We start from the raw sequence: 10694 nt of genomic DNA, 5'->3' as shown, positions 1-10694 counted from the left end.
CGCAAAACGCTCGGCTGGGATACCCCAGCCGAGCGTCTGCGTGATCTAATCACCACCAACTAACAGCAGTGTTGCGTCGACCCCCTGAAACCGCCGTACAGGTCAGGGGCCCTAACGCGTGCGTGGGCGATACTGGGATCGAACCAGTGACCTCTTCGGTGTGAACGAAGCGCTCTCCCGCTGAGCTAATCGCCCGGTGACTGCGTGCGGTGAACTTTACCCGACGTGTTTCCCCGCAAGTATCCGGGGTGGCATACCGCGCGACCCGCCAGCCGAGGGCCACACCGCCCGCACGGCGCGGCCATGCGCCTTCGCCGAAGCGCACCAATGATCACATCCCGTGTTGGCCCGCATACCTGGTGAAACGAAGACCCAAGAGCCGTACGCCATTCGGTGGCGAATACGGGCGACACGTCCAACATTCGCGCGAATAAGCTGTTGGAATCGCTTGTTACCAAGCAGTATGGAGGAGTGATACACGGGATGATCGACAGTCGCTAGACGTGACATGTGCCACCACCTAGTGGCACATATGGGTGATCTACCGTGAAATCGCGAGCGACCGGGCAGCGTTCGGCGTCTCACCGGGGAAGCTCGGTCGGGGAAGACGGCCGGGAAGGAGCAGAAGGGGAAGCGACGATGCGAAATGATCACGTCACGCTCCGTTCGACGGCGGTCTTCGACCTGTTGGCGCCGCGCGCACCTTCAGTCCCCGTCAAGGTGGAGTTGCGCTACGACACGCGCGATCCGTACGCGGTGGTTGCGGCGTTCCGTACCGGCCGTGCTGGCTGGGTCGAATGGGTGTACGCCAGGGACCTACTGGCCGATGGCCTGATCGCCGAAGCCGGCGACGGGGATGTGCGCATCCGTCCGTCAACCGAGGACCCCGAGGCCGTACTGATCGAACTCAACTCACCGTCCGGGCACGCGATGTTCGAAGCCTCGGCACAGGAGCTCGCGGACTTCCTGGACCGCACCTACGACGTCGTGCTGCCAGGCAACGAGCACCTGTGGGTCGATGTTGACGAGGCGCTAACCCACCTGATCTCGAACGATCGCCAGTAGTTCACCTGACGCGGGCGCCCACTCGGACCTCGCAAGGGGCAAAACCACCCCCCGGGTTGGGCGCGGAACTGACGGTCAGCTAAAGTTTCGGCACACCGCAAGGAAGACAGCGAGGCCGGATCGACCGGTAGATCGTTGACCGGACTGGCGGTATGCGGACGTAGCGCAGCTGGTAGCGCATCACCTTGCCAAGGTGAGGGTCGCGGGTTCGAGTCCCGTCGTCCGCTCGCGAGCGGCCCTTCGGAAGCCGGGCCGAAGTCTCCGAGGGTAACCTCGGTGCATCGGCGGAGTGGCCGAGTGGCTTAGGCAAGGGCCTGCAAAGCCCTGTACGCGGGTTCGATTCCCGCCTCCGCCTCGCGCGATTAGCTCAGCGGGAGAGCGCTACCTTGACACGGTAGAGGTCACTGGTTCGATCCCAGTATCGCGCACCACCTGTTACCGCAGGTCAAACCCCCATCGGTGATCCACACCGCTGGGGGTTTTGTCGTTGCTGGGAGTCAAAATGGGAGGCGTTGATCTTGCCTTACTGTGTTCACGTCAAATGTGTTCACCACCAGCGCTCCGGCCGCGCCCGAGCCGGATGACCACAATGTGACTGTCCTCATAGTTCACCCGAGAGGTTCCGCGGCAACACTTCAGCCCTCGGCGACTAAGACGCGGATGGCGCATATGGCGAACGTGCTTTTGCCTGCCTGGGTGACGCATCCGGTAGAACGCACGCGAGGCGCAACCAGGCGAAGTCGCGTTATTCAACCCGGCCTCGGTGACGGTCGCCCGTTATCACTCAAGCTACCGCAATGACAAAATCCCAACCCGTTCACGCGGCCCTACACCTAACGACGGCAGCAGCCGTGAAGGTCCCGGTGCGCCACAAAGGCGCACACCGGTTCCACAGCGGCCCCACATAAACCGGGCAGACATGCGGGGAAAGCCGCCCGATGAATGTCGGGTCGCTGTGGGACGCCACGAACTCCGCAACAGTACGGGAACTCCTCTCGCCGATTCCTCTGATTTATATCCACAGTAGACTACTAGCGTGGAAATGATGGGAGCGTCGACCGTGCCGTTCATTGCCTTCGAACGGCACTGCTGGCCACCCCGACCGAAGAGCTTCCGGCAGCCGTCGACGCCGAGTTTGACTGGCGAGCGAGTCGAATAGAAGGCCTATCCGACTCGCTCGCTCAGGAGGTCGCCTCGTTCGGCATCCACGTGACCGCGGTGGAGCCGGGCCCTTACGCCACGGTGTTCGCCGGCAGCACGAGCCGGCGGACCACCAACCCCCATCCCGATTACGCCGACGCCCGCGAGGCAACCGCCAAGGAGTGGGTCCGCGGCGCCCCGGAGCCCACCGCGGAGGCGATTCTCACCATCGTCTACGCCGAACGCCTACGGGTGTGGCAGGAATGGGCACCGATCACCAAGGCCGCGTCCGGCACGAGAGTCGTTCCCAGTGCGGTGTGATCGGCTCGCGCTCCACCTGTGTCGGACCACGCGATCCCGTTGAGTCATTCGGCCATCTACCGGCGTTCGCCCTCGCTCATCCCGCCGATGTCCGTTGGACAGGTGGTGCGTGATGGTGCCGCCGGCGACCAATGGTCCGCTGGGCGATCCGTAATCGTCACTTTTTGGTCGACCGACCTGGTCATCTGACCTAAACTATGGCTACGATGGTGTTCGGCCCGCCGTGTCGCACAGAGGAGGCCCATGGTCACCGTCATGCCTGCCGCACCCGTCCATGTCGAAGAAGCAGCGCAGGTCCTGGCTGGCGCACTCCGTGACGACGCCATGATGTCGGCGTTCGTCGGCGGGCGGCCGAACGATCACGAGAAGCGCCTTGCGCACTTGTACGAAGTGTTCATCCGCGAGGGTCTCCGCCATGGAGCGGTCGATCTGGCCCGAGCAGAGGGCGAGTCGAACGTACTGGGAGTGGCCGTGTGGTCGGCCCCCGGCCGGGCACGGGGAACGATGGTGCAACAGCTGCGCGATCTCAGGGCATATACGCGGGCCTTCGGCCTGCGTCGCCTGCTCGGTGCACGAACGCTCGAGGGCACACTCCACGCCGCACGCCCAGGCGAGCCCCACTGGTACCTGGCGGTGATTGGCGTGCACCCGGCCGGACACGGCCACGGCGTGGGATCCGCCCTGCTCCGAACACGACTGAGCACGATCGACCGGACCGGGACACCGGCCTATCTCGAGGCGTCGACCGAGCGCAGTGCCGCCCTGTACGCACGTTTCGGATTCACTTCCATCGGTACGGTGGCAGGTTTTCCGCCTCCGGTGGAGCCGATCGCCATGTGGCGTGCGGGAGTCGGTGACCGGAGCTCGGCGCGGACACGCTGATCACGACGAGAGGATCGCCCGTGGCATCCACGACGCGAGAGCATAGGCCGACAGCCGAGCGTCGCGCGCAGCTCCTCGACGCCGCTGTGGCGGTGATGCGCGACGGCGGCATCCAGGCAGCCACCACACGGGCCGTGGCCGACCGGGCCGGGCTACCGCAGGGAGCATTCCACTACTGCTTCCGTTCCAAGGACGAGATGTTCAGCGCTCTGCTGGAGCGCGAGCTGGATGCCTCTCTCGGCAACGCGTGGGAGGCCGTCGCCCACACCCGAGACCTCGAAACCGGTATCGCCGCCGCGCTGCGCGCGATCCTCGACCGGGTCCGCTCGGACCCCGAGTACCACCTCCTGACCGCGGAGCTGGTGGACGTAGCGGCACGCACGCCTGAGCTCGCCCACATAGCCAGCCGGGAGCACACCGCCTATGTGGACCAGACCGATCGCATACTCCGCCAATGGCAGGAATCCGTCGGTACTCCGCTGTCCGTTGACTCCCAGCTGCTCGCCCAGGTGCTGGTTGCCGCCTCCAGCGGAATCACATCCGCCTGGTTGAGCGCACGTGACGACGAAGCCGCCCACGAATCCATCGCGCTCCTGTCCTCCGCGTTGGCGGTCAAGGCCGCACAACAGGACCTCCGAGCATGAGCAGCCCCACGTCGCAAACCCCGCCGTGCACGGGTCGGCACGGAATCTGTGCTTAGGTTGGTGCCATGCGAATCCTGTTCAGTGCGACGCCCGCCTACGGACATGTCCTGCCGTTGGCCCCGTTGATGCACGCTGCCGTGGACGCGGGCCATACCGTCGCACTGGCCACGAGCGCGGGCGTACAGAACGAGGTCGGCCCGGAGCTCGCAGCCGAGGTGGAGTTCCTGACCGCGGGTGCGATGCCGATGGAGTTCTCGCAGGACGCGGCCCACCGAACCGGTGCCGACCCGTTCCACCCGAGTCCCGAACTCATCGGGGAGATCTTCGGTGGTTCGCGCGTGGACCTGGGCGGCGCCGACACGATCACACTGGCTCGCACGTGGGCCCCCGACCTCGTCGTGTCCGAGGCGTTCGACGCGATCGGCCCGATGGTCGCCGCTGATCGTGGAATCGCTTGGTACCGCGCGGGGTTCGGTCCAGCGACCCCCGCCGTACTCGCCGAGATCGAGCGCGCCGCGGCCACCCGCTACCGCGACGCAGAACTGGACGTCGCTGCACCACACGGATATCTCGACCCGTGCCCGGCTCCGATGCAGGATCCCGAGTGGTCCAGTGATGTCCCGGTGCTGCCGCTGCGCGCACAAGCGCATCGACGCCGCCGCGACATGGCTGTCGAACTGCCGACCTTCGACGACCCGACCAAACCCACCGCCCTGGTCACCCTGGGCACCATCTTCTCCGATCCCGACGTGCTCGCCGCGACGGTGGGCGCGCTCGCGGGCCACGACATCAACGTGATCGCCACGCTGGGTGCGTCGCTGAAGAACCCAGCTGCGGGCGACAAACAGCCGAGTCCGACACCGAACGGCATCGAGGTGCGCTTCGTGCCGTTCGTGCCACTCGGCCAACTGCTGGACCGAGCAGATCTCGTCGTGGGCTCCGGCGGGGCGGGCACAGTCCTTGGTGCCCTGGCGCACGGCCTTCCCATGGTGCTGTGGCCGCAGGGCGCCGATCAGCCGATCAACGCCGCCCGCGCCGCCGCTGCCGGCACCGCGATCACCGTCGACAACGCGGCCAGCATCTCCCCCGCGGTACGTAAAGTGCTGACCGACAGCGAGTTCCGCAGCCGCGCCGAAGCCATGGCCGCGGAGAACGCTCGTCGGCTGAGCCCCGCCGATGTGATCGGAAGAATCGCCGCCACCTAGCCCACGCCGCCCGCACACTCAGCCCTCCGCGCCGTCGGTCCTCCTCTTTCGCCGATGGGCCCGCCAGGTCATCGCCCACCGTTCGGGATCTTCCATCGCCTCGTGATCGACGCGATGGACCGCCTGATTGTGCGGCGCGGTCTTGACAATCTCGGGATCGGAATACGCCTCCTCGGAAATCCGCGCGAGGACCGCGATCCAGGTGTCGAGCGCTTCCTTGCCGTACATCTCCCCGGCCTCGGGCGTAAACGGTTCGGGAACGAGCCATGGTTCGTGGCTGGTCCACATGGCATCCACGCCGAAATCGGTCATGCGGTTCTGCACGTCGTGGACGCCCACCCCCGTCTCCTCCTTCATCCGGGCCAGGCTGTAGCGCGTCATCTCCAGACGTGGGCTGGTCGCGTCGGCATGCGAACGAGTGACCCCGCGAATGGCCAGCAGACCCTGCTCCATGTAGTTGTTCGCGAGGACGGAGATGTCGGAAGCCTCGGCCACGCCCTCCGCCCCCATAGCACGGATCCAGGCATAGGCCTTCAACACGACGGGCACGTTGCCCCAGAACTCGCGGATCTTGCCGCAGCTCTTCGGGCGGTCGTGATCGAGGTAGTACCGCTCACCGTCGTGGGCGACGACCGGAGTCGGCACGAACGGCGCCAGTTCCGCCGAGCAACCGTAGGCGCCGACGGCCGGTCCCCCGACCCCGCTCTTGGGAGCACCGAAAGTCTTGTGAAGCATGAACATGCAGGCGTCGAAGCCGATCTCGCGGGCACGAATCTTGCCCATCATGCCGTTGAAGTTGGCGCTGTCGTAGAAGCACAGGCCACCGGCGTCGTGCACCACCCGCACCCACTCGCGCATCTCCGGGTTGTAGACACCCATGTCGTCGGGATTGTTGACCATAAGAGCGGCCGTCCGATCGGACACGGCGGCCTTCAGGGCATCCAACGACGGGTAGCCGTCCTCGTCGAGCATCAGTGTGATGACCTTGAAGCCCGCCGCCGCGGCCGTCGCGGCGTTCGACGGATGGGTCTGAATCGTGGTGATGATCTCGTCGCGCTGTTCCAGCTCTCCACGGGAAGCGTGATAGGCACGCGTTACAGCGCAACTGGTGTACGCAGCGTCGGCACCGCCACCCGCCTGGAAGACGAATTGGTCCATCCCGGACAGCTCGCGCAGGATGGTGTCGAACCTGTGCACGAGTTCGAGAGTGCCTTGGAGGGTGTCGTCGTCCTGGTGCGGGTGCGCCTCCGTGACCTCGGGGCGCCATGCGATCGCCTCGTTCACCTGCGGGTTGTACTTCATCGTGCAGGTACCGAACAGGCTGATGCCCATCATGCCGAGCGTCTGCTGCGAGAGCCGCAGGTAGTGGTACAACACCTCCGGCTCCGAGACCTCGGGAAGCGCCGGTCTGTCCTGTCGCCGCAACGCGGCGGGAATCAGGTCGGCGACGTCTCCGACTTCGGCTCGCACCTCCGCCTCGGCTTCGGGTACGGCGAGTCCTCGACGGCCGGGATACCCCATCTCCAGAATGACCGGTTCGTTCCACACCGGGGCGTGATAACCGCGAAGCTCAGTGCTCATCGTGCTACTACCTCCGAAAGTGCGTCGACCAGACGCAGTAGGTCTGCCTGGGTGTGGACTTCGGTGACGCAGTAGAGGGCGCTCTGCCCGAACTCGGGGAAGTCGCGGGAGAGGTCCTTGCCTCCGAAGATCCCGTAGTCGCGCAGGGCCCTGTTGACATCGGCGACGCTGCGGCCCGTACCGGTGAAGTCCACAACGAATTCCTTGAAGAATCCCGAGGGGAAAGCGACACGCACACCGTCGATCGTGGCGATCCGCCGCGCCGCGTAGTGAGCGCGCTGCAGGATGAGCTCACCCACGTCCTTGAAACCCTCGGGGCCCATCAGCGCCATGTACACCGCATTGGCGATGGCCCACATGTAGACCGAGTGGCCGGTCCAATCCCTGCCCTGTTCGCGCAGGCCATAGGAGGTCTGCGCGAACAGGGCAAGACCGAAGCCGTACTCGCCGTCCTGCGCCGTCTCCGTGATGCTGATGAACAGCGTCGGATACTGACGCGCATAACGTTCCTCGTCGCGCGAAGCGATGAAACCACCCACTCCGCCGCCCGTGTTCATGTGCACACCGAGGGGTTGGGTGGTCCCCACCACGATGTCGGCGCCGTAGTCGACGGGCGCCGCCAGCACACCGAGCGAGATCGGATCGACGCCGACGATCGTCTCGGCCCCGGCGGCGTGGGCGATGGCGGCGATCTCCGCCCCCTGATGCTCGATCACTCCGAGGTACGACGGAGTCTCGAAGTACACCGCGGCGGTCCTCTCGCCGACGATGCCACGCAGGTCGTCGAGGTCCATCAGGCCCGTCTCGGGATCGAAGTCGACCAGCTGGACCGTGATGTGGTTCGGCATCTCGACCGGTTCGCAGTAGTTGCGGATGACCGACAGCCGTTCGGGGTCGATCGCCCGGACCACCACCACCTCGTCCCGCCCGGTCATGCGGGCGGCCATTCGAATCGCGTGCCCCGCGGCCACTCCCCAGCTGCGTACCGGCATGCCGACCAGATCCATCGCGAGGAGTTCACCGAGCTGGCTGCAGTACTCGAACCACGTCTGGTTGCGTCCGTGATCGGAACTCGGTTCACCGGACACCGAGGTGAGCCATTCGTTACGGCGCACCACCTCGTCGACAGCGGCTGGCACGTGGTGCTGCCAGCAGCCGGCGCCCAGGAAGTTGAGATACTGCTCAGTGGTCCGGTTCTTCGACAACGTCTCGACGAGATGGCGTCGAAGCTCGCTTTCGGACAGTGCCGGCGGAAGTTCGAGCGGATACGCGAGCCGGTGTCCGGCCGGGACCTGATCGAACAGTTCCGCCACGGAACCGGCGCCGATCGCGTCCAGCATCTCCTGCTTGATCGCCGGTACCGAATTGGCCATGTACCGGTGGGCAACATGTTCAGTCACCGAATTCTCCCTGGTATCGGTTGTCAACGGGAACGCTTGTCGTTCCGGTCATTTCACGTGCGGGTACGAGTGGTCAGGAAAGAACTCTGACGAGGACGTCGTGATCCGACCCGGTGTGCACTCGTAGGTAACCGGAGAGCATCGCGTCGACCTCCGCGTCACCGGTGTCGACGCGCAGACGTGCGTCCTCAAGGGCGATGAGCTTGTCCACCGGAGCGATCGTGACGATCCCCTCGCGGCCGACCCGCTTGATCACCTCGGCGCTGATCTGCTGGTTACCGCGCCCGAACAGGTAGCCTTGGCCGCCGAGCACGCCGACCACGATGCGGGTCTCCCGCCCCTGCATGAGCCTGAGCAAAGTCCGTTCGTCAAGGTCGGCTCCGACAAGAGCACCGTCCAGCACGGCGTCGACGCCGAGCAAGGTCGAGGGCGCGCCGAGTGCGTCCATCACATTCCGCATAGTGGTGCCGGGGCCCACGATGTAGAGGACTCCCTCCCGCATCCGTGCCGCAACGCCTCGGCAGGCCGCTTCCAGCTCCGCGTCGGCACTCACCCGGGCTCCTGCTTTGGCGTTCTGCGCGAGATGCCGTTCGTAGGGACTGCGGGCGAAGCCGTACAGGCGCGCCGAGAGCCGGTCCGCACGCACGGCTGCCTCGTCGAGATCCATGACCTCGGCGTCTCGCAGCTGGGCTGCGGTACTGCCGTCGAGGAACAGTGCCGCAAGATCGCCCGCGCTCTCGGGAGTGGTGCCGAACACCGCCGAGTGCATCTTCACCCCCGCCGGGATGCCGAGTACCGGCACGCGGTCACCGACCACGCTGAGGATGTCACGTGCGGTTCCGTCCCCGCCCGCGAACAGGAGGAGATCGACCGACGAGACCATCGCCTTCGCTGCCGCCCTCGTGTCAGCCTCCCCACGGGCACCCTGCTCGGCGCGAGGCACGACGACAGGGTCGAGACCGGCGGCCAGTGCACTCTCCTCCCCCAGGTCACCGGCGCCGGTAACGATGCTGAATCGCGTTCTCGATGCCGTGAGCCGGGTGAGTGCACGGACAGCCCGCACACCGGACAACGGACGCGCGCCCCGCCGCTTCGCCTCCGCGAGAATGTGCGGCCCGTCGGTGCCCTTGAGTCCCACGCTTCCGCCCATCCCGGCGTACGGATTGACGATCAGGCCGAGTGTCGCGCCTTTCCGGTACCCGTCGACCTCGGCAGCGAGGGAACGCTCCACGTTCTGCTCAACCCCGGCGACACCAACGTCAGTGGTGCCCTGTATCGGGTGAGTCGGCATGCGCCCGAACTCCTACTCGTCGGTCGAGAAAGTCTTCCCGGTTCGTCACTTCTCAGCCAATCACCTCGGTGGCGGGGAAGTGAAACAAAACGTCAGCCGACATTCACGCCTGGGAGTTGTCAATCGGCTCATCCGCGCACGGGAGTCCGCGCCGCCACTCCTGTGCCAGTGCGCTCAGAACTCCTCGGGGTCTCCGGTCGCGGTCTCGATCCGCGAAACCAGGTTCTTCTCCCGCTCCTGAACCTCGATCGCCGTGGCTCGGAACGCTTCGACCAGGGGACTCGCCGGACCGCGCCACGCCAGAACCAGCTCCGACCCGGCGACGTCGGTGATCGGCACGTACACGATCGACGGACGAGGAGCGAACCGCGACATGCTGACCGCGGTGACTGTGATCGCTTCTCCTGACGTGACTTTCTCCAGCTCTGCCTCCATCGAACCCACGATGGGCCCAATACTCGGAAGCGACTGTTCGTCCAGCCCTGTATCGCGTAGTGTCCAGAACTTCGACCACGCCGCGTCGTCGGTGCGCGGCGCGAGAATCCGCTCACCGGCAAGGTCGTCCAGGGTCACGGAACCGGCGGCTGCTAGGGGGTGGCTCTGGTCGACTCCGATGGCGCGCGGTTCGACGAACATCCGCTCGACGTGGACGTCGGGACATTCGATGGGCGTCCGCACGAAGGCGACGTCAGTGGTGTTCGAACACAAGCCACAAGACGGGTCATCCCATTGGAACGATTCCAGTTCGATGGCGACACGGGGGTAACGCGCGCGAAAGGCACGAAGAATCGGTGCGTTCAGCTCAAGCAGCGAGGACACACTGAAACCTATGCGGAGCGGCTGCTGGAACTCGTCGCAGGTGGCACGAGCTGCCGACGTTGCCTCGTGCAGAGCGCTCAATGCCGCGCGAACACCGCCAAGGAAACGTTCTCCTGCCTCGGTCAGCGCGACCGAGCGGGTGGTGCGCACCAGAAGCGGAACCCCGACCTGCGCCTCCAGTTCGGCGATGCTGCGACTGAGTCCTTGCTGCGAGATATGCAGGATCGCGGCCGCGCGAGTGAAACTCAACTCGTCGGCGAGGGTGACGAAGTGCGACAACCGGCGCGTGTTGACGTCCACATCGGCAAAACTATGGCGTCGGCACGTGTTTCACAACCTCGCACTC

General features: G+C 65.6%; 9 protein-coding genes and 4 tRNA genes. 8 read left to right on the top strand and 5 right to left on the bottom strand.

The window, feature by feature from the left end; translation table 11 throughout:
• Positions 1 to 123: 123 nt before the first annotated feature.
• Positions 124 to 195, bottom strand: a tRNA-Val gene (locus tag EV191_RS28795).
• A 444-nt stretch (positions 196 to 639) separates the two neighbouring features.
• Here EV191_RS28795 and EV191_RS28790 point away from each other — a divergent pair.
• The 8 genes from EV191_RS28790 to EV191_RS28755 all read left to right on the top strand — a co-directional run bounded on the left by EV191_RS28790 (position 640) and on the right by EV191_RS28755 (position 5257).
• Positions 640 to 1065, top strand: a complete 426-nt coding sequence (locus tag EV191_RS28790; RefSeq protein WP_132881111.1) for an SsgA family sporulation/cell division regulator — start codon at positions 640 to 642, stop codon at positions 1063 to 1065.
• A gap of 154 nt (positions 1066 to 1219) precedes the next feature.
• Positions 1220 to 1292 (top strand) — tRNA-Gly (locus EV191_RS28785).
• Positions 1293 to 1348: 56 nt separating this feature from the next.
• Positions 1349 to 1420, top strand: a tRNA-Cys gene (locus EV191_RS28780).
• Between the two features lies 1 nt (position 1421).
• Positions 1422 to 1496 (top strand) — tRNA-Val (locus EV191_RS28775).
• A 778-nt stretch (positions 1497 to 2274) separates the two neighbouring features.
• Positions 2275 to 2526: an SDR family oxidoreductase gene (locus EV191_RS28770; RefSeq protein WP_207894822.1), complete on the top strand. Its 252-nt coding sequence runs from the start codon at positions 2275 to 2277 to the stop codon at positions 2524 to 2526.
• Between the two features lie 243 nt (positions 2527 to 2769).
• A complete protein-coding gene (locus EV191_RS28765) occupies positions 2770 to 3408 on the top strand; it encodes a GNAT family N-acetyltransferase (RefSeq protein WP_132881109.1) in 639 nt (212 codons plus the stop codon).
• 20 nt (positions 3409 to 3428) lie between these two features.
• A complete protein-coding gene (locus EV191_RS28760; protein WP_132881108.1) occupies positions 3429 to 4052 on the top strand; it encodes a TetR/AcrR family transcriptional regulator in 624 nt (207 codons plus the stop codon).
• 65 nt (positions 4053 to 4117) lie between these two features.
• Positions 4118 to 5257: a glycosyltransferase gene (locus EV191_RS28755; protein WP_243659311.1), complete on the top strand. Its 1140-nt coding sequence runs from the start codon at positions 4118 to 4120 to the stop codon at positions 5255 to 5257.
• A gap of 18 nt (positions 5258 to 5275) precedes the next feature.
• Here EV191_RS28755 and gcvPB read toward each other — a convergent pair whose 3' ends face one another.
• From gcvPB to EV191_RS28735, 4 genes are all read right to left on the bottom strand, one after another.
• On the bottom strand, positions 5276 to 6838 hold the full coding sequence (gcvPB, locus tag EV191_RS28750; RefSeq protein WP_132881106.1) for an aminomethyl-transferring glycine dehydrogenase subunit GcvPB: 1563 nt from the start codon (positions 6836 to 6838) through the stop codon (positions 5276 to 5278).
• Positions 6835 to 8238: an aminomethyl-transferring glycine dehydrogenase subunit GcvPA gene (gcvPA, locus tag EV191_RS28745; RefSeq protein ID WP_132881105.1), complete on the bottom strand. Its 1404-nt coding sequence runs from the start codon at positions 8236 to 8238 to the stop codon at positions 6835 to 6837. Before gcvPA ends, gcvPB begins: the two co-directional genes overlap by 4 nt.
• A gap of 73 nt (positions 8239 to 8311) precedes the next feature.
• Positions 8312 to 9529, bottom strand: coding sequence for an ATP-NAD kinase family protein (locus EV191_RS28740; protein ID WP_132881103.1), 1218 nt, complete (start codon positions 9527 to 9529; stop codon positions 8312 to 8314).
• A 174-nt stretch (positions 9530 to 9703) separates the two neighbouring features.
• Positions 9704 to 10648, bottom strand: a complete 945-nt coding sequence (locus EV191_RS28735) for a LysR family transcriptional regulator (RefSeq protein ID WP_132881101.1) — start codon at positions 10646 to 10648, stop codon at positions 9704 to 9706.
• Positions 10649 to 10694 lie beyond the last annotated feature (46 nt).

Source organism: Tamaricihabitans halophyticus, assembly GCF_004340875.1.
GTDB lineage: Bacteria > Actinomycetota > Actinomycetes > Mycobacteriales > Pseudonocardiaceae > Tamaricihabitans > Tamaricihabitans halophyticus.
Note: the sequence above shows the minus strand (reverse complement) of the source record. Positions and strands in the feature narration are given on the sequence as shown.